The organism is Mesonia maritima, from assembly GCF_042433895.1.
GTDB lineage: Bacteria > Bacteroidota > Bacteroidia > Flavobacteriales > Flavobacteriaceae > Mesonia > Mesonia maritima.
The window spans coordinates 131,778-151,411 of record NZ_JBHLUA010000003.1 but is presented as its reverse complement, the minus strand read 5'-3'; the positions used below and the strand labels follow the sequence as shown (position 1 = coordinate 151,411).

The following is a 19,634-nucleotide window of genomic DNA, read 5'->3' as shown; positions in this document are numbered from 1 at the left end:
CACTTGAATAAATATTCCCAATCAACTAATATAATTCCAAATGGTTTTGTCTTTAGCGATAAGATTATAGGTATAACGCACAATTTTATGATCTTTCTCTTCTAAATTCGGATCGTCTTTCAATAGTTTCATCGCATAAAAGCGTGCAGTTTTTAAAATCTGATTGTCTTTTACAATATCAGCGATTTTTAAATTTAAAACGCCACTTTGTTGCGTTCCCATAATATCTCCGGGCCCTCGTAATTTTAAATCTACTTCTGCAATTTCGAAACCGTCGTTGGTTTTTACCATTGTTTCTAAACGCGTTTTACTATCGTTAGAAAGTTTGTGTCCGGTCATTAAAATGCAATAACTTTGTTCAGCGCCACGGCCCACACGGCCACGCAATTGGTGTAATTGTGAAAGCCCAAAACGTTCTGCACTTTCAATAATCATTACACTGGCATTTGGTACATTTACGCCGACTTCAATTACCGTTGTCGCTACCATAATTTGCGTTTCGCCATTTGCAAAACGAGTCATTTCATAATCTTTATCGGCAGGTTTCATTTTTCCGTGAACTATAGAAATTTGGTATTCTGGCATTGGGAAATCGCGTGCAATACTTTCGTAACCATCCATTAAATCTTTGTAATCCATCGTTTCGCTTTCTTCAATTAAAGGATAAACGATGTAAATTTGTCTTCCCTTTTTTATTTCATCACGAATAAATCGAAAAACCTTCAATCTATTATTATCAAAACGATGCACTGTTTTAATCGATTTTCTTCCCGGCGGTAATTCATCAATTACAGAAATATCTAAATCGCCATACAAACTCATCGCTAAAGTTCGTGGAATTGGAGTTGCCGTCATTACTAAAACGTGCGGCGGAATGGTATTTTTCTTCCAAAGTTTAGCACGTTGCGCCACGCCAAAACGGTGTTGTTCATCAATTATAGCGAGTCCTAAATTTTGAAACTGAACTTTATCTTCTAATAGTGCGTGTGTTCCGACAAGAATATGAAGTTCACCCGATTCTAAATTTTCATGAATAATTTTTCGTGCAGATTTTTTTGTGGAACCGGTTAGCAATTCAATCGTGATTCCTAGTTTTTCGCACCATTCTAGTAAACCGTTAAAATGTTGCGTTGCTAAAATTTCGGTTGGCGCCATAATACACGACTGAAACTTATTATCTAGCGCCAGCAAACACGACATAAAAGCGACAATAGTTTTTCCTGAACCCACGTCACCTTGCAATAAACGATTCATTTGTGCGCCAGTTCCTAAATCGTTTCTAATTTCTTTGACAACTCGTTTTTGCGCATTGGTTAATTCAAACGGAAGAAAATTTTTATAAAACTGATTAAAATATTCGCCGACTTCCTCGAAAACAAAACCTTTAATTTTTTGTTTTCGTAATCTATTTTTAACCAATAATTGAAGCTGAATATAAAAAAGCTCTTCAAATTTTAAACGGAATTGTGCTTGTGTTAATTTTTCTGCCGATTGCGGAAAATGCACATTAAAAAGTGCTTCGGTTTTTGAAATTAATTTTAATTCTTTTCGAAGCGATTGCGGCAAGGTTTCTAAAAATCCTTTTTTGTTTTCTAGAAAAACCTGCTGAATAATTTTTATGATTACGCGATTGCTAATACCACGATTGCCTAATTTTTCGGTGGAAGGATAAATAGGCTGCATCGCCACGAGCATATTTTTCTGATGCTCTTTTAGCAATTCCATATCGGGATGCGGCATCGAAAAACTGCCATTAAACCAATTTATTTTTCCGAAAATTATATAAGGTTCATTAATTTTTAAGCTTTCTTTTAACCATTTATGTCCGCGAAACCAAACCAATTCCATTTTTCCGGTTTCATCTACAAAGTCAGCTACCAAGCGTTTTCCTCGTTTTTGCGCAACCGATTTTATGTGTGTTATTTTTCCGACGATTTGAACTTCAGCAGAATTTTGTTGAAGCTCGTTTATTTTATAATAACGCGTTTTGTCGATATAACGGTTTGGAAATAAATTCAGTAAGTCGCCAAATGTATGAATCCCCAATTCTTTCCGAAGTAAATCGGCTCGATTTGGCCCAACGCCTTTTAGATAATCTATGGGAGTTTGCAGATTTCCTGAATTCATAAAACGAAGATAGGAAAACTTCTAAAATGAAATAACTGCAAGAGAGAAAACGATTTTTTGTATTTTGCGGAAGGTTGAATTCAGAAACTATGAAGTATTTTTTGGGAATTGTTTTTTTACTTTTTATTCAGGTTATTTTTTCACAACAGACCGAAAAAGTAGATTTTACTAAAATTGAAGGAAATATTGAAATTTTACCCGAACAAGAATTGGTAAACGGCAACTTAACCGTAGAATTTACCGTAAAGAAAAACACCGATTCTATTTTTTTAGACGCCAAAAAAATGAGTATTTCACTTGCTAAAAATTCACCTTTAAAAGTTAAATTACATGCTGGTGAAGATAAAATTTGGATTATAAAGAATTTTAAAGCCGATAAGAAGTATTCAATAAAATTTAATTATTCCGTAACTCCTAAACAAACCATGTACTTTGTGGGTTGGCAAAATGAAGGAAGCAATCAGGTATTTACCCAAGGTCAAGGAAAATACACTTCGTATTGGCTACCGAGTATTGACGATTTAAACGATAAAATTGAATTCGATCTTTCCTATAAAATTCCTAAAAATTATACGCTAATCGCTAATGGAAAATTAGTTGAAAAAAATACTGAAGCTGAAACGACGACTTGGAAATTTGATATGAAAAATCCGATGAGCAGTTATTTAGTCGCGGTTGTCTTTGGAAATTTTCAAGCTAAAGAAATTTCTTCAGCTAGTGGAATTCCGATGAAACTATATTTTGAACCGAAAGATTCACTAAAAGTAGAACCAACTTATCGCTATTCACAACAAATTTTCGATTTTTTTGAAAAGGAAATTGGCGTTCCTTTTCCGTGGCAAAATTATAAACAAATTCCGGTGCGTGATTTTCTTTATGCAGGAATGGAAAATACAACTGCTACGATTTTTTCAGATATGTGTATGACCGATTCCATAGGATTTATCGACCGGAATTATGTTAACGTAAACGCTCACGAATTAGCACATCAATGGTTTGGCGATTTTGTTACCGAAAAATCTTCCAAACATCATTGGCTTCAAGAAGGTTTTGCAACTTTCTACGCTTTATTAGCTGAAAAAGAAATATTTGGTGAAGATTACTATTATCATAAATTATATGAAACCGCCGAGCAGTTGCGCGAAATGAGCGATAATGGAAAAGGTGAATCTTTATTAAACGAAAAAGCAAGTTCGCTTACTTTTTACCAAAAAGGCGCTTGGGCATTACATGTTTTGCGAGAAAAAGTAGGAGCAGAAGCTTTTAAAAAAGGAGTACAAACTTATTTACTGAAAAATGCTTACGGAAATGTTGAAACATCAGATTTTATTGAAGAAATGGAAAAAGCCAGCGGAAAAGATTTAACCGAATTTGTAAACGATTGGCTAAAACAATCGGCTTTTAAAGCTACACAAGCCTTAGAATCTTTAAAAAAATCACCTTTTATGCTGAAGTATTTTCAGGTTTCAGCTTTACGGAAAAGTGAATTATCAGATAAACGAACTGCTTTGGGAACGGCGTTAAACTTTCCGGTAAATGAATATATTGGGCAGGAAGTGGTTTATCAATTAGCAGAAGAAAATCCGCGGCGAGTTATCGAACTTTACAAAAAAGCTTTTGCGACAAATACGATTTTAGTTCGGCAAGCAATTGCTTCAACTTTAACCGATATTCCGCGAGAATTACAAAGTGAATATGAAAGATTATTAAAAGACGATTCATACTTAACGAAAGAAAAAGCCTTATTTAATTTATGGCAAAATTTTCCTGAAAAAAGGCATCAATATTTAAATGAATTAGCCGGTGTGGAAGGTTTCAGCAATAAAAATATAGAATTATTATGGCTAACACTTAACTTGGTCACGCAAGATTACCAGCCGCAGAAAAAGCAGCAGGTGTATAAACGACTTTCAGGATATACTTCGCCAAAATTTGCTTATGAAATTCGCGAAAATGCATTTGGATATTTATTTCAAATTGACTCGTTTTCCGAAGAGAATTATAAAGATTTGTTGCAAGGTTGCGAACATCAGGTTTGGCGATTCAGAAATTTTTGTCGAGAATTATTAAAAGAATTACTGTCGAATAGTTATCATCGAGAACGAATTCTTCAGCTAAAAAATGAATTTTCTGAAACCCAACAAGAATATTTACAAAAACAAATTTAATAATGCGAGCATTGGTAATTTCTGGCGGTGGAAGTAAAGGAGCATACGCAGGTGGCGTAGCAGAGCATCTTATAAGAATGCAACAGCGTAAATATGATATGTTTGTAGGCTCGTCTACCGGAAGTCTATTATTGACTCACTTGGCTGTAGATAATATTTATAAGCTTCATACAATTTATACCAACGTTAAACAGAGCAGTATTTTTAGTTTAAATCCGTTTATAATTCGGCATAAGAAAAACCGTGAATATGTTACGATAAATTATTTAAATACGATACTGCAATTTTTAAAAAGTAAACGCACATTTGGTGAGAGCAAGAATTTACGCAAACTTATTCAAAAAAATATTACCGAAGCAGAATTTGAGTTTGCAAAGAGAAATGTTAAAGATCTTGTGATAACGGTTTCGAACCTTACTAAAAATATAGTAGAATATAAGAGCATTCACGATTGTTCTTATGAAGATTTTTGCGATTGGATTTGGATATCTTGTAATTATGTGCCGTTTATGAGTTTGGTAAATAAAAATGATTGTGAATATGCCGATGGCGGTTTCGGAAGTGTGGTTCCGATTCGGGAAGCGATTCGGCGTGGCGCTACAGAAATTGATGCGATTATTTTAGAATCTGAAAATATGGAACATACTAAAGTATTGGGGAAAAACCCGTTCTCTTTAATGGTTAATTTATATGGTTTTGTAATCGACCAGATTGAACGAAGCAATATTATTGAAGGTAAATTAGCTGCGGTAAATAAAGATGTGGTGCTTAACCTTTATTATACACCAAGTAAATTAACCGAAAATTCACTGGTTTTTAATAAAGAACTCATGACGAACTGGTGGCAACAAGGCTTTAATTATGCGGCTAAAAAAGCACAAGAATCAAAAGAAAATGAATTGAAAGATCGGTAAGCTACAAAATGCTTTCAACTTCTTTTTTTATATAAGCTAAACCAGTTTCGCTAGGTGCGCTTTTATCTAACAAATCTGTTAAAATAACTTCACGAAGTTTATCGGGTGAGTCAACTTTATCACTCATATTAGTTTTTCTAATTAAAGAAATGGTAGCGTTTTTTGTCGCCCGAATGGCATGCCAACATTTATCGCTTACATAAATTTGTTGTGCTAAGTTATGTTCGAATTCTTTTTCAATCTGCTGAATTAGCAAGTTCTCGTAATCGTGTTTATTATCGTTATAAGGTTTAATTCTTACTAATAAATTTCCTGGATTTATGCGTTCCATAAAAAGTGTCATTCGCTCTAAGGCTTGTAATTTAAATGGAATTGCTTCTTTTTGACTATCGCGTTTCATTAAAAAATAACGCATTTTTTCTTCGTTATTCAAATGTGAACTGAAAAAATAAAAAGCGATAATTCCAATAATTACAGCCGGTAAAACGTAAAATAAGATTTGCATGAAATCGATTCCTTCCATAGTAAAAATGCTAAAGTTAGTTTGCAGTTTAGTAACGTACTTCTTCTTTATTTATTGAAGATTCAGATTGTTTTTTATTATAATTTCCGCCAAGATACTTACATTTTTGCAAAGCACGAATTCCTTCAAAAGGAACTTCCACTTTATGATACTCATAAGCAGCAGCTAAAGTTTTGGTAAAATCTTGATCGCTTAAATTAATATCTACATCATCCATCGTAAATTGACACGGATGTTCGTAACCGCAGGCGTGCGTTACTTCGATAAATTCTTTTCTAAAGTTTTTAAAGTAAAAATTAACCCGTTCAGCTTTTTCGGTAACATTAATTCCTGCTTGTAACCATTTACTTTGCGTAGCAACTCCGGTAGGGCAAGTATTGGTATGACACGATTTTGCTTGAATACAACCCACGCTTAACATTGCTTCTCTAGCTACATTTATACAATCTACACCCATCGAAAAAGCCATTGCAGCTTTGGATGGGAAACCTAATTTTCCACTCCCGATGAAAACAATTTTATCAGTAAGATCATGATTTTTAAAAACTTTGTATAAATCTCTAAATCCATAAGCGAACGGTAAAGAAACGTGATCTGCAAAACTCGGTGGCGCTGCACCGGTTCCACCTTCGCCGCCGTCTATAGTTATAAAATCTGGTCCTTTTTCTTGCTGTTTTATTAAAAGGGCTAATTCGTGCCATTGATCCATTTTACCAATCGCAGCTTTAATTCCTACAGGTAAACCGGTTTCTGCAGCAATATCTTCAATAAAATCAATTAAACCTTGTGTTCCATTAAAAGCAGTGTGATAAGGAGGAGAAATTGCATCTTTTCCCATCGGAATTTTTCTAATATTCGCAATTTCTTTTGTAACTTTTGTTCCGGGTAAAACGCCTCCTTTTCCTGGTTTTGCACCTTGCGAGAGTTTTATTTCAATCGCTTTAATACTAGGATTATCTTCCACTAATTTTTTTAAGGATTCCATGGAAAAGTTTCCGTTTTCATCGCGAATTCCGAAATAAGCCGTTCCTATTTGAAAAATAATATCTCCGCCTTGTTGATGATACGGCGATAAACCGCCTTCACCCGTATTGTGATATGCTGAAGCTTTTTTTACACCTTTATTTAATGAGGCAATAGCTCTCGCGGAAAGACTTCCGAAACTCATTGCGGAAACATTAATTACAGAAGCAGGTCTGTAAGGTTTTTTTCGGTTATTGGCTAATCCCATCACTTTTGCGCAGGGTAAAAAATAAGGATCCTTCCTATTTGGATGCTTTTCAGGCATTACATAAGGAATCATCGCATTATTAACAAAAATATAATTGGTTTCATTAATATCGCGATCGGTCCCAAAGCCTTCATAATTATTCGCATTTTTTGCTGAAGCATAAACCCAACTTCGTTGAATACGATCAAAAGGTAATTCTTCTCGATTGTTCGCTACAATATATTGCCTTAATTCTGGACCAATACTTTCAAGAAAATACCTTAGATTTCCCACTACCGGAAAATTATGTTTTATAGTATGTGTTTTATTAAAAAAAACATCTTTTATAGCAACAAGAACTACAAAAATTAGAATCCATTGCCACCACGTAATTGCTCCTAAAAAAGTTAGAATGCTATCCATAAAATATTTTGAAAACTTGGGTTGTGCTAATATATTTAAAAATACGGCTATAAACTTGCAATAAGCCAATTTGTTTATAAAATAGTAGTATTTCTATAATTCATTTTTATCATTTTTGGTAAATTCACGCCTTAAAACGGAAGAAAATTGGAAAAGTATTTAGCAGAGTTAAATGAAGCGCAATTAGCGCCCGTATTGCATAAAGAAGGACCTTTAATTGTAATTGCCGGAGCGGGTTCTGGTAAAACCAGAGTGCTTACCTATAGAATTGCTTATTTAATGAGTAAAGGTGTAGATCCGTTTAATATTTTGTCGCTTACCTTTACCAATAAAGCGGCGCGCGAAATGAAAAGTCGTATCGCGAGTATTGTGGGGAATAGCGAAGCGAAGAATTTATGGATGGGAACTTTTCACTCTATTTTTGCTAAAATTCTTCGTTTTGAAGCCGATAAATTAGGTTACCCTTCCAATTTTACCATTTATGATACGCAAGATTCTCAGCGTTTAATTTCTGCGATTATTAAAGAAATGGGCTTGGATAAAGATGTGTATAAATATAAACAAGTTTATTCCCGAATTTCTTCCTATAAAAATAGCTTGATTACTGTGAAGGCGTATTTCCAAAATGCTGAATTGCAAGAAGCAGATGCGATGGCTAAGCGTCCGCGATTGGGAGAAATTTATCAGAATTACGTGGACCGCTGTTTTAAAGCTGGAGCGATGGATTTTGACGATTTACTTTTGAAAACCAACGAATTATTAACGCGTTTTCCGGAAGTGCTTCAGAAATACCAAAATCGTTTTCGCTATATTTTGGTAGATGAGTATCAAGATACTAATCATTCGCAATATTTGATTGTAAAAGCCTTGAGCGATAAATTTCAAAATATTTGTGTGGTGGGTGACGATGCACAAAGTATTTACGCTTTCCGTGGAGCGAATATCAATAACATTTTAAACTTTCAGCGTGATTATGATGGCGTTGAAATGTATCGACTAGAACAAAATTATCGTTCCACAAAAAATATCGTGAACGCGGCAAATTCAGTCATCGATAAAAATCAAACCAAATTAGACAAAGTCGTTTGGACGCAAAATGAAGATGGCGGAAAAATAATCGTTAACCGCTTGCTAACCGATGGAGAAGAAGGCCGTTTTGTGGCGAGTTCTATTTTTGAAAATAAAATGGAGCATCAACTTCAGAATGGAGATTTTGCCATTTTATACCGAACAAATGCGCAAAGTAGAGCGATGGAAGATGCGCTACGAAAAAAAGATATTCCGTATAGAATTTATGGCGGACTTTCCTTTTATCAGCGAAAAGAAATTAAAGATGTCTTGGCATATTTGCGATTAATTGTGAACCCGAAAGATGAAGAAGCGCTAAAGCGCGTCATTAATTATCCGGCGAGAGGAATTGGCGCGACCACGATGGATAAACTTTCACTCGCTGCAAATCACTACAAACGTTCCATTTTTGAGGTCATAGAAAACATTGAAAAAATTGATCTCAAAATAAATAAAGGAACTAAAAATAAACTGACCAATTTTTCGAATATGATTAAGCATTTTCAGTTAATTGCTGAAAATAAAGATGCTTTTACCGTTGCTGAAACCGTAGCGAAAAAAACAGGTTTATTACAAGAATTAAAAAAAGACGGAACCCCTGAAGGAATTGCCCGGATAGAAAATATAGAAGAATTGCTTAACGGAATGAGCGATTTTGTGGAAGGACAAAAAGAACTCGCCGATGCCGATGGTTCGTTAACCGAATTTTTAGAAGATGTTGCTTTAGCAACCGATATGGACAAAGATACCGGCGATGAAGATCGTGTAGCGCTAATGACTATTCATTTAGCAAAAGGATTAGAATTTCCATACGTTTATATTGTTGGGATGGAAGAAGATTTATTTCCGTCGGGAATGAGTATGAATACGCGTTCAGAATTAGAAGAAGAACGCCGTTTATTTTATGTGGCTTTAACTCGAGCCGAAAAACAAGCTTATCTTACGTATACACAATCACGCTACCGTTGGGGAAAATTAATTGATGCCGAACCGAGCCGTTTTATTGAAGAAATAGACGAGAAGTTTTTAGATTTAATGGTTCCGCAAGACGATTATAAATATAAACCACTTATTGATTCTGATATTTTTGGTGAAGTAGATAAAAGTAAATTACGGCAAACAAAACCTAAACGAGGAACTCCGCCACCAGCTCATAAACCCACTGAAGAACAATTGCGGAAATTGAGAAGGTTACGGCCAACCGATGCAGATAAACCAAGCAAAAGTGATTCGCCCGCGCTGCAATTAGAAAGCGGACAAGAAGTAGAACATATGCGATTTGGAAAAGGAAAAATATTGAGCATCGAAGGAGTCGGGCAAGATAAAAAAGCCGAAATCGATTTTGAAAATGGCGGCTTAAAAAAATTACTTTTACGTTTTGCTAAACTGAAAGTTTTATAGGTTAAAATTCTGTTAGACTCAAAATAGGTAAAGTATAAAATACTTATCTTTTCTCTAAAAAATGATAAAAGAAGGAAGTAGGGTTCAATGGAAATGGGGCAACGGAACTGCCACAGGAAAAGTTGAAGAAACCTATACAAAAGAAATTACCAAAACCATCGACGGCAGTAAAATTACCCGAAAAGGAGAAGAAGGCAACAAAGCATTATTCATAAAACAAGACGATGGAAGCAAGGTCTTAAAACTTGAAAGTGAAGTTGAAAAAGCCTAATTACAAATTCAAAGTAGCTTTTACAATTGTTAAATAAAAGCTATTTTTTTTATTTTTATTTTAAAAATGAAAGTAATACTTTTAGATTTGCGTGCTTAATGTTTAATAATGTGATTCATGCTTGCGAATTTAACTTTACTAATTCCGGAGAATATTTATAAAAAAGATCCGCAGTCCTCCAAATTAGGAAGAAGAATCTTAGAACATTCCATTTTATACATTAGTAAAAACGGATTAGAATGTTTAACATTCAAAAAGTTGGCTTCAGAAATTAAATCTAACGAAAGTTCTATTTATCGCTATTTTGAAAATAAACATATGCTTATGTTATATTTAATTTCGTGGTATTGGGGTTGGCTAGAGCATAAATTAATTATAAGAACCGCAAATATTGAAGATGATAAAGAAGTTTTGGTAAGAGCTATTAAAGCAATTACCGAAACTCCAAAAAAAGATGAATCTTTTGGATTTATTAATGAGGAAGAATTACATTATATTATAGTTCAAGAATATTCAAAAGCTTTTCAAACCAAAGAGGTCGATGAAGAAAATAAAAATGGATATTTCACTATATATAAACGTTTAATTGAACATTTGGCAGAACTTATAACAAATTATAATCCGTCTTATAAATATCCGTTAACACTCGCAAACACTATTTTGCAAGGAACTTTAAAACAACATTTTTTATATCAGCATTTTCCACAATTGTCAGATTTTAATAAATCAAATGAAAAAGAACCGATTTCAAACTTCTTTTTAAATCTCATTTTTAATAAGTAGTCAAAAATTTATGAGCAATAAAGATCAAATTTCAGCTTGGGGAAAGCTTTATAATCTCTTAAAACTTGAGCGGAAAGATATTTTCCAGGTACTTTACTATGCAATTTTTGCGGGAATTATAAGTCTTACGCTTCCGTTAGGAATTCAAGCGATTATTAATATGATTCAAGGAGCGCAAGTGTCTTCTTCTTGGATTTTGCTTACCTTTTTGGTAACTATTGGCGTTTTTTTCGTGGGAGCTTTGCAGGTTTTGCAATTAGATATTGTAGAAAATATTCAAGAAAAAGTTTTTGCACGAGCATCGTTTGAGTTTATTTACCGATTTCCAAAAATGCGCGTTCGTGAGTTAGAAGATCGCTATCCGCCAGAACTTTCTAACCGTTTTTTTGATGTCTTGACGTTACAAAAAGGACTTGAGAAATTACTGCTAGATTTCCCAACCGCGGTTATTCAAATTATTTTTGGTTTATTGCTGCTTTCATTTTACCATCCATTCTTTATCGCCTTAGGTTCTTTTCTTTTAATTCTTTTATATATTTTCTTTAAGCTTAGTCTTAATAAAGCTTTAGAAACCAGTATTCAAGAATCTAAAAGTAAATATTTAGTCGCTTATTGGATTCAACAAGTCGCTAATAATTTTAAAACCTTTAAGATTTCTTCTAATGAATTTGAGCAAAATAAAAATAATAAATTAGTTGAAAAATACCTGAAATACCGCCAAACGCACTTTAAAGTTGTAAAACACCAATTTAAACAAATGGTGGCTTTTAAGGTGATTGTAATTTTAGGTTTGCTGCTAATTGGCGGTTTATTGGTATTAAATCAGCAAATGAATATTGGTCAGTTTGTGGCTTCAGAAATTATTATCATTTTAATAATTAATTCAGTTGAAAAAATTATGCTGAGTTTAGAAACTATTTATGATGTTGCCACGGCCGTAGAAAAAATTGATGAGGTTACTTCAAAAAAACTTGACCGAAAAGCAGACGCAAATGCAGACGAACTTTCTATCTTTCCACTTATAGCTGAAGAATTAACGCTTGATAATCAAGTTGTCGAGACGATTAAAATTAAAGAAAATTCACGTTTAAATATTATTGCGAGCCATCAAAAAATTTACGATCTCTATCATTATTTAACCGGAATGAAAAAATCGAAACAAGGTAAAGTATATCTTGATCGTAAAGAAATTTCGACCATAAGTTTAGATGAATATCGAAGAAGAATTGCTTTGGTTTCGCATACCGATTATTTTTTTGAAGGGACACTTTGGCAAAATCTAGTACTTAACAACTTAACGGTTTCAGAAAATTTAGTGTATGATTTATTAGAAGAATTTGATGTGCTTAACGAGATTCAAAAACTTCCCGAAACCATAAACACGTATGTTTTTCCGGGCAGTAAATTAATCAGCAAACCAGTTGCTAGAAAAATTTGTTTAATTCGTGCCTTGCTTAAAAAACCTTCCTTGCTTTTTATTGAAGAAGGATTTTTAAACACCGAAAAAGAATTTGAAGCATTGTTGAGTTTCGCTGAAAAATATAAAATTTCAGTTTTAATTGCGACCACCGAAAAGATAAACATGCCGATTGATAGCATTCAACTGAATTCAAAAAAAGGATAAAATATGCTTAACTTAAATAATCGTGATGATATTGATGATGGCGAAAAAGTGAATTTTTCAAAATTTACAGCCTATTCATCTATTGTAAAAAAGCAAACGCACAGTTTACTCTCGCGTATTTTGCTGGGTGTTAGCATTTTTTTACTCATTGTTCTTTTCCTTCCGTGGACGCAAACGATCGAAAGTAAAGGTTACGTAACTACACTTTCGCCAGATCAGCGTCCGCAAACTTTGCAATCGCCAATTCCCGGACAGATTGAAAAATGGTTTGTACAAGAAGGAGATTTTGTTAAGAAAGGCGATACCATTTTACAAATTAATGAGGTGAAAAATGAATATTTCGATCCCTTGTTAATTGAAAGAACAGATTCGCAAATAAATTCAAAAACCAGTTCAGCTGAATCTTACGCAGATAAAGTAAAAGCCCTACAAAATCAATTAAAAGCAACCCGGCAAGAACGTGCTTTAAAATTAGAACAAACTAGAAATAAACGAAAACAAGCCGAACTTAAAATTAAAAGTGATAGCATAGCTTTAGAAGCTGAACGCGTAAATTTATCGATCGCTGAAAAACAATACAACCGAATTGAAGAGCTCTATGAAGAAGGTTTAAAATCACGATTAGATTTTGAACAAAAACAGTCTAAACTTCAAGAAACACAAGCAAAAGTAATAGAATACGAAAACAACTTACTCAGCAGTAAAAATGAATTATTAAACGCGGTAATGGAAATAAATCGTATTCAAGCAGAATATGAAAATAAAATAAGTAAAATTCAAAGTGAAATTTCGTCAACCTTATCTACACAATTCGATACCGAAGCGCAAGTTTCAAAATTGCAAAGTACTCGAAGTAATTATGAAGTACGAAAAGGATTGTATTATGTAAGAGCTCCACAAGATGGCTACATTAATAAAGCGATTATTTCAGGAATTGGAGAAACCTTTAAAGAAGGACAAAAACTGGTTAATATTATGCCGGCAAATTTCAATATTGCGGTAGAAACCTACATTCGTCCAATCGATTTACCTTTAATAAATAAAGGCGATCACGTTCAAATTCAGTTCGATGGTTGGCCGGCAATTGTATTTAGCGGTTGGCCAAATGCTTCCTACGGAACTTATGGCGGAAAAGTAGTTGCTATCGAAAATTTTATCAGCGATAACGGAAAATATCGTATTCTTTTAAAACCCGATCCAAAACACGATAAAGATTGGCCCGAAGCTTTACGTGTGGGTTCTGGCGCAAGAACTTTGGCTTTGTTAGACGATGTTCCCGTCTGGTATGAAATTTGGCGAAAACTGAACAGTTTCCCACCGAATTATTATCAGCAGAAAGAAAAATCTTCAGAAGAATCAAAGAAAAATAATTCATAACAATGCGAATTATATTCTCTTTCATACTACTATTTGGTCTCGCGTTAAATGGTTTTTCACAAGAAGAAGCACAAGAGTTGACTGAAACTTTTTCTTTAGCTGAATTTTTAGCGATGGTAAAAAAACATCATCCGGTAGTGGCACAAGCCAACTTAAAACTTTCTGAAGCAGAAGCGAAATTATTAAAAGCTCGTGGCGCATTCGACCCGAAATTAGAAGGTTCTGTAAAAGAAAAAAATTATACCGGAACCGACTATTATTCACTTTGGAATGGTAGTTTTAAAATTCCAACTTGGTATGGTATCGATTTAAAAGCGGGTTATCAGCAAAACGATGGTTATTATTTAAATCCGCAAAATACAACGCCACAAGATGGTTTATGGAATGCCGGCGTTAGCGTACAATTGGCTCGAGGTTTACTTTATAATGATAGAATGAACGCATTAAAGCAAGCAAAAATTCTTAAGGATCAAAATGAATTAGAGCGCGATATTTTAGTGAATTCTATTTTAGCTGAAGCCACACGAGCGTATGCAGATTGGCAATATTATTATGAAAATAAAAATGTGTTTGAAGAGTTTTTAGAAAATGCAAGAGTTCGTTTCCGCGGAATTTCCAGAACGAGTGAAGTTGGGCAAACGCCCGCTATAGATACCGTAGAAAGTAAAATTACCGTTCGGAATAGACAATTAGATTTAACGCAAGCCAATTTCCAATTGCAAAAAGCAAAATTGGCGATGTCTAATTATTTGTGGATCGATGAAGTTCCCGTAGAATTAGAAGATTATTTAATTCCTGAAATTTCACCACAATCGGTTCCTGCAATTTTAGGAATCGAGCAATTTCTAGGAAATGCAGAAAATTTAGACAATCATCCAGAAATTCGTTCTTTAGAATACGATCTCCAGTCGTACGATTTAGATATTAAGCTGCGAAAAAATAATTTGTTACCCAATATTAATGTAGAATATAATTTTTTAACTGAAGAAGTAGATCAGCCTCGCTATTTAAATACCAACGATTTTAAAGCGGCTATAAACGTTTCTTTTCCATTATTTCTTCGGAAAGAACGCGGAGAACTCCGGCTGGCAAAAGTGAAACGAGAAAATACAAACTATAAACTTTCTCAAAAGGAATGGAATTTAACCAATAAAATTAAAGCCATTGAGCGAGAAATTATAAGTTTACAAGAACAATTAAGCATTATTGAAAATATAATTGAGGAAAATAAAATTATGGTTGATGCTGAAAAACGCTTATTCGACCTTGGAGAAAGCTCAATTTTCCTTATTAATACGCGGGAAAATAAATTGATTGATGCACAATTAAAACAAAACAAACTGCAAAATGATTATTATAATGCTATCGCAAAACTTTTCGAAAATTTGCGGATAATTTTATAAGAATAAAAAATAACATTAATTTTTTTCGTAAATTTTAGCTGTCAAAAAAACCAATACTTATGGCTGAACTTATTCGTATTTATGAAGAAAATCCTTCACCAAAAGCAATAAAAAAAGTAGTCGATGTTTTAAAAAAAGGCGGTTTAGTAATTTATCCGACCGATACCGTTTACGGTTTGGGTTGCGATATTACTAATAATTCCGCATTAGAAAAAATCGCTAAAATAAAAGGTGTAAAACTCGATAAAGCAAATTTTTCATTTATCTGTGAAGATTTAAGTAATCTTTCAGATTATTCAAAACAAATCGATAATCGAACCTTTAAAATTTTAAAACGAAATTTACCTGGTCCTTATACTTTTATTTTACCGGGAAGTAGCAATTTACCAGCTGTTTTTAAAAAGAAAAAAACTGTTGGAATTCGTGTTCCCGACAATGCGGTTTGCAGAGCAATTGTGAGCGCGTTAGGAAATCCTATTGTTTCTACCTCAATAAAAGATAATGACGAAGTAATTGAATATACTACGGATCCCGAATTAATTGCTGAAAAATGGGATAAATTAGTTGATATTGTAATTGATGGGGGTTTTGGTGATAATGTAGCCTCGACAGTCATTGATTTAACCACCGATGAACCTGAAGTGATAAGAGAAGGAAAAGGAGATATAGCGATTTTCTAATCTCCTTTTCACTGTTTTTTTATAAAGAATTATCCATAATTTCTTGAACAACATTAGGGTTTAATAGAGTAGAAGTGTCCCCTAAATTATCGGTATTTTTAGAAGCGATTTTCCGTAGAATTCTACGCATAATTTTACCGCTTCTTGTTTTTGGTAAATCATTCACAAACTGAATTTTTTCCGGTTTAGCGATCGCACCAATGCTTTTAGAGATTTCACCTCTAATTTCTTCGCGTAAAGCATCAGAAGCATCTTTTTCATTATACAACGTCACATAAGCATAAAGTGCAGTTCCTTTAACTTCATGTGGAAATCCGACAATAGCACTTTCAGATACTTTTTCATTTTCATTAATAATATTTTCAATCGGTGCTGTTCCTAGATTATGACCGGAAACGATTATAACATCATCTACACGACCGGTTATTCTGTAATTTCCGGTTGCATCACGATAAGCCGCATCGCCGGTAAAATACATATTTTTATAAGCTGAAAAATAGACGTTTTTATAGCGCTCGTGATCGTTCCAAATGGTTCTTGCAATTGATGGCCACGGCGCTTTTATAGCCAATCTTCCTTCCGCTTTTTGGTTGTTGAATTCAATTTCATTTCCTTCTTCATCCATTAAAGCCGGTTGAACGCCCGGAAGTGGAAAAGTAGCAAAGGTTGGGCGAGTAGCTGTAATTCCAGCTAAAGGAGAGATCATAATCGCGCCAGTTTCCGTTTGCCACCACGTATCAACAATTGGGCAATTTCCTTTTCCAATATTATCATTAAACCAATGCCAAGCTTCTTCGTTAATCGGTTCTCCCACAGATCCTAAAACTTTCAAGGAACTTAAATCGTGATTTTCAACATGAGAAAGTGGCTGTTTTGCTAAAGACCGAATAGCAGTTGGAGCGGTATAAAAATGCGTGATTTTAAATTTTTCAATTATTTCCCAAAAGCGATCATAATCGGGATAACTAGGGACACCTTCAAACATTACCGTTGTTGCTCCGGCAGCTAATGGACCGTAAATTATATAGGAATGTCCCGTAATCCAGCCGATATCTGCGGTACACCAATAGATATCATCATTTTTTGGTTGAAAAACATTTTGAAAAGTGTAAGTCGTTCCAACCATATAGCCGCCAGTGGTGTGAACCATTCCTTTTGGTTTTCCGGTAGAACCTGAAGTATATAAAATAAAAAGTGGATCTTCTGCATCTACTTCTGTTGGATCACATTCAGAATAGGCTTTTTGTAATTCATCGAACCAAAATTTATCGCGTCCTTCTTTCATTGGAGTTGGGTTTACAGTTCTTCGATAAACGATAACGGTTTCAATGGAAGGAGTTTCTTTTAAAGCTTCGTCGCAAATAGCTTTTAATTCAATTGATTTTCTTCCGCGATAATAGTCGTTTGCGGTAATAAGCATTTTACATTCAGCATCATTAATTCGGTTAGCAATTGCTTTACTGGAAAAACCGGCAAACACAATAGAATGAATGGCTCCAATTCTTGCGCAAGCTAACATCGCGATTGCCAATTCAGGAATCATGGGCATATAGATACAAACGCGATCGCCTTTTTCAATTCCGTTTTGTTTTAAAACATTCGCGAAATTGCAAACTTTAATTTGTAGTTGTTTATAGGTTATATGTCTAGATTCTTCACTTGGGTCGTTTGGTTCCCAAATAATTGCTTCTTTATTCGGGTGATTTTTTACATGACGATCCAGACAATTTTCGGATATATTAAGTTTTCCGCCTTGAAACCATTTTACTTCGGGTTTTTCAAAATCCCATTCTAGAGTTTTGTCCCACTTTTTTTTCCATTCAAATTTTTCAGCTACCGAAGCCCAGAATTCTTCAGGATTTTCGACACTGGCTTTATGGGCTTTTTTGTATTCAACAAAAGTTTTAAGTTGAAGATTATCGTTGATTTTCATAAACAGATCGCTTGATTTTTTGTTTTCTTAAATTTAAAAAAATAAGCCTTTTTTTCTGTTAAATAAATACGAAAGTTGAGAATATATTTGCTGTTTAACGGATGATGAAAGAGGTTTAAAAATTATTGTGATCGAAAAAAAATCTTCCGGAATAAAATTTCAGAAGTTTTTAGGTAAGTTTTTCTTCAATAAATAAATTTATTGCAGATTGACTTAAAATTAAGCCTAATGGAAAGAGTAAAATGCTTAAAAATTCAACTCCAATAAGTTTATCAAAAAAATATCCAATACTTAAGCCGAAAAAACCGCAGATAATTAAAACCACACCATGAGCAATTATTCGTTTTTTAGCTGAAGTTATTTCTCTTTTGTTTTCTTCTTTTACGCTTATACCCTTTAGAACAGATAATTTCAAGTTTTTCAAGAAATTATCGAACAAATTTGAAAAAGCTAATGGGGTAATTTGTCCGTTTCCTTCATTTTTATAATTTATAAAAAATCTGTTTGAAGAAATTATAATACGAATTTCTGTATTCCATTTAAGCGGATTAATTGTCCAGCCATCTGCTAGAAGGGAGTTTTTTCTAGCGTAAACAATACTGTCTGAACTTTTTTCTATTCGTTGAAAATTATAATAGGTTAAATATCTATCTATTCTTTCTTCTGCTTGTAATTTATTTTCGAAAGAAAATTCAATATTTCTATTATAGGTTCTCACTAAAAAATATAATTTTCTATAGTATTTTTTTAAAGTTTAATCGGAAAGTTCCATTCCCCATTCTTGAATATCTTTTTCTGTCCATAAATCAGGGAAAAATTTACGTTGTTGAAATTTAGGGTGAAGGTATTTTTTCCATTCAGAACCACCGGTAGCGGTTTTATTTTCACCTTTTTTATCGAGGTAATGTTGCGCGGTTTTAAGATGAACCATTGGCCATTCTACATTATAGAAATGATCGAAATCGCGTAAAGCTGCTAAAAATTCATCTGAAGGATTCTCAAACTTTTTAATTTTTTCAGCTACCGTTTTTCCTTTTAATTTTTTAGCGAGCGCAATAAAACTGTCTAAATATTTTTCTTCAAATAAACGAAGTGTTAAGGTTTTTTTACCGGTTTTTCTATTGTGGCCGGCATCTTTCCAGTAAATATTTTCAAAATAATCTTCGATAGTCGGGTTTTCAGGAAGTCGTTTTTTTCCTTCTTCATTTACCAAATTCTCTAGCGGTGTACAGAAAATTTCTAAGTAACGAAATTGCGCACTTTGGAAACCACTTGCCGGTGCTAAAGTAGAACGAAATGTATTGTAATCGTCATAACTCATTCCGAAACGCATCACATCAAAAGAAGTCATTAATAAATTGGTGTAACGTCGTAAACGTTTAGCTTTATCGATGAAAATTTCTTCGTCTGGAGTTCCTTCTAAGGTAAGTTGTTTTAATTCATGAATCATGAGTTTCAGAACCAATTCTGTAATTTGATGATACATAATAAAGATCTCTTCATCTTTAAAATCGGTTCTTGGTTTTTGTAAAGAAAGTAAGGCATCTACATCAATATAATCCCAATAATTAATGGGTTTTGCTTGAAGCAATCCTTTTAAATAAGTTTCAGGATTTTCTCCTAAGGCTTCGTATTTTTTATCTAATGCAGATAAAATTTCTTCTTTACTCATAATTCGAATTATTTCTCACAAAAATATTAAAATAAGCTGAATAAGAATGATTCTTCT

The 19,634-nt window shown here is 33.6% G+C and carries 15 protein-coding genes; 9 read left to right on the top strand and 6 right to left on the bottom strand.

Translation table 11 applies throughout. The features are described from left to right. Nucleotides 1–21: 21 nt before the first annotated feature. Nucleotides 22–2,127 (bottom strand): ATP-dependent DNA helicase RecG, encoded by a 2,106-nt coding sequence (gene recG / locus ACFFGL_RS01675; RefSeq protein WP_309727292.1) that lies wholly within the window; start codon nucleotides 2,125–2,127, stop codon nucleotides 22–24. Between the two features lie 89 nt (nucleotides 2,128–2,216). Between recG and ACFFGL_RS01670 the strand changes: the two genes are divergently transcribed. Beyond that, a complete protein-coding gene (locus ACFFGL_RS01670; RefSeq protein WP_309727291.1) occupies nucleotides 2,217–4,295 on the top strand; it encodes a M1 family metallopeptidase in 2,079 nt (692 codons plus the stop codon). 2 nt (nucleotides 4,296–4,297) lie between these two features. Beyond that, nucleotides 4,298–5,209, top strand: a complete 912-nt coding sequence (locus ACFFGL_RS01665; RefSeq protein ID WP_309727290.1) for a patatin-like phospholipase family protein — start codon at nucleotides 4,298–4,300, stop codon at nucleotides 5,207–5,209. Between the two features lies 1 nt (nucleotide 5,210). Here ACFFGL_RS01665 and ACFFGL_RS01660 read toward each other — a convergent pair whose 3' ends face one another. Both ACFFGL_RS01660 and ACFFGL_RS01655 read right to left on the bottom strand, forming a co-directional pair. Next, on the bottom strand, nucleotides 5,211–5,732 hold the full coding sequence (locus tag ACFFGL_RS01660; RefSeq protein ID WP_309727289.1) for a DUF7935 family protein: 522 nt from the start codon (nucleotides 5,730–5,732) through the stop codon (nucleotides 5,211–5,213). A gap of 28 nt (nucleotides 5,733–5,760) precedes the next feature. Further along, a complete protein-coding gene (locus ACFFGL_RS01655; RefSeq protein ID WP_309727288.1) occupies nucleotides 5,761–7,365 on the bottom strand; it encodes an FMN-binding glutamate synthase family protein in 1,605 nt (534 codons plus the stop codon). Nucleotides 7,366–7,512: 147 nt separating this feature from the next. Here ACFFGL_RS01655 and ACFFGL_RS01650 point away from each other — a divergent pair, with 147 nt between their 5' ends. The 7 genes from ACFFGL_RS01650 to ACFFGL_RS01620 all read left to right on the top strand — a co-directional run bounded on the left by ACFFGL_RS01650 (nucleotide 7,513) and on the right by ACFFGL_RS01620 (nucleotide 15,972). Continuing rightward, entirely contained in the window at nucleotides 7,513–9,834 is a 2,322-nt protein-coding gene (locus ACFFGL_RS01650; protein WP_309727287.1) for an ATP-dependent helicase, read from the top strand. Between the two features lie 61 nt (nucleotides 9,835–9,895). Beyond that, the gene (locus ACFFGL_RS01645) at nucleotides 9,896–10,105 is read left to right on the top strand and encodes a hypervirulence associated TUDOR domain-containing protein (RefSeq protein ID WP_309727286.1); all 210 of its coding nucleotides are present in this window, start codon (nucleotides 9,896–9,898) and stop codon (nucleotides 10,103–10,105) included. A gap of 117 nt (nucleotides 10,106–10,222) precedes the next feature. Then, nucleotides 10,223–10,888, top strand: a complete 666-nt coding sequence (locus tag ACFFGL_RS01640; protein WP_309727285.1) for a TetR/AcrR family transcriptional regulator — start codon at nucleotides 10,223–10,225, stop codon at nucleotides 10,886–10,888. A 10-nt stretch (nucleotides 10,889–10,898) separates the two neighbouring features. After that, the gene (locus ACFFGL_RS01635; protein ID WP_309727284.1) at nucleotides 10,899–12,512 is read left to right on the top strand and encodes an ABC transporter transmembrane domain-containing protein; all 1,614 of its coding nucleotides are present in this window, start codon (nucleotides 10,899–10,901) and stop codon (nucleotides 12,510–12,512) included. Between the two features lie 3 nt (nucleotides 12,513–12,515). Further along, nucleotides 12,516–13,889 (top strand): HlyD family secretion protein, encoded by a 1,374-nt coding sequence (locus ACFFGL_RS01630; protein ID WP_309727283.1) that lies wholly within the window; start codon nucleotides 12,516–12,518, stop codon nucleotides 13,887–13,889. Between the two features lie 2 nt (nucleotides 13,890–13,891). Beyond that, nucleotides 13,892–15,292: a TolC family protein gene (locus ACFFGL_RS01625; protein WP_309727282.1), complete on the top strand. Its 1,401-nt coding sequence runs from the start codon at nucleotides 13,892–13,894 to the stop codon at nucleotides 15,290–15,292. 59 nt (nucleotides 15,293–15,351) lie between these two features. Beyond that, nucleotides 15,352–15,972, top strand: a complete 621-nt coding sequence (locus tag ACFFGL_RS01620) for an L-threonylcarbamoyladenylate synthase (protein ID WP_309727281.1) — start codon at nucleotides 15,352–15,354, stop codon at nucleotides 15,970–15,972. Between the two features lie 19 nt (nucleotides 15,973–15,991). On the opposite strand, the gene acs is transcribed toward ACFFGL_RS01620, so the two are convergent. From acs to ACFFGL_RS01605, 3 genes are all read right to left on the bottom strand, one after another. Further along, entirely contained in the window at nucleotides 15,992–17,905 is a 1,914-nt protein-coding gene (gene acs, locus ACFFGL_RS01615) for an acetate--CoA ligase (protein ID WP_309727280.1), read from the bottom strand. Between the two features lie 169 nt (nucleotides 17,906–18,074). Next, nucleotides 18,075–18,623, bottom strand: coding sequence for a hypothetical protein (locus ACFFGL_RS01610; RefSeq protein WP_309727279.1), 549 nt, complete (start codon nucleotides 18,621–18,623; stop codon nucleotides 18,075–18,077). A gap of 36 nt (nucleotides 18,624–18,659) precedes the next feature. Further along, nucleotides 18,660–19,577: a tryptophan 2,3-dioxygenase family protein gene (locus tag ACFFGL_RS01605; protein WP_309727278.1), complete on the bottom strand. Its 918-nt coding sequence runs from the start codon at nucleotides 19,575–19,577 to the stop codon at nucleotides 18,660–18,662. Between the last annotated feature and the right edge of the window lie 57 nt (nucleotides 19,578–19,634).

Coding starts and splice junctions, on each gene's coding strand:
- recG (WP_309727292.1), bottom strand. CDS start 2,127: ATGAATTCAGGAAATCTGCAAACTCCCATAGATTATCTAAAAGGCGTT.
- ACFFGL_RS01670 (WP_309727291.1), top strand. CDS start 2,217: ATGAAGTATTTTTTGGGAATTGTTTTTTTACTTTTTATTCAGGTTATT.
- ACFFGL_RS01665 (WP_309727290.1), top strand. CDS start 4,298: ATGCGAGCATTGGTAATTTCTGGCGGTGGAAGTAAAGGAGCATACGCA.
- ACFFGL_RS01660 (WP_309727289.1), bottom strand. CDS start 5,732: ATGGAAGGAATCGATTTCATGCAAATCTTATTTTACGTTTTACCGGCT.
- ACFFGL_RS01655 (WP_309727288.1), bottom strand. CDS start 7,365: ATGGATAGCATTCTAACTTTTTTAGGAGCAATTACGTGGTGGCAATGG.
- ACFFGL_RS01645 (WP_309727286.1), top strand. CDS start 9,896: ATGATAAAAGAAGGAAGTAGGGTTCAATGGAAATGGGGCAACGGAACT.
- ACFFGL_RS01640 (WP_309727285.1), top strand. CDS start 10,223: ATGCTTGCGAATTTAACTTTACTAATTCCGGAGAATATTTATAAAAAA.
- ACFFGL_RS01635 (WP_309727284.1), top strand. CDS start 10,899: ATGAGCAATAAAGATCAAATTTCAGCTTGGGGAAAGCTTTATAATCTC.
- ACFFGL_RS01630 (WP_309727283.1), top strand. CDS start 12,516: ATGCTTAACTTAAATAATCGTGATGATATTGATGATGGCGAAAAAGTG.
- ACFFGL_RS01625 (WP_309727282.1), top strand. CDS start 13,892: ATGCGAATTATATTCTCTTTCATACTACTATTTGGTCTCGCGTTAAAT.
- ACFFGL_RS01620 (WP_309727281.1), top strand. CDS start 15,352: ATGGCTGAACTTATTCGTATTTATGAAGAAAATCCTTCACCAAAAGCA.
- acs (WP_309727280.1), bottom strand. CDS start 17,905: ATGAAAATCAACGATAATCTTCAACTTAAAACTTTTGTTGAATACAAA.
- ACFFGL_RS01605 (WP_309727278.1), bottom strand. CDS start 19,577: ATGAGTAAAGAAGAAATTTTATCTGCATTAGATAAAAAATACGAAGCC.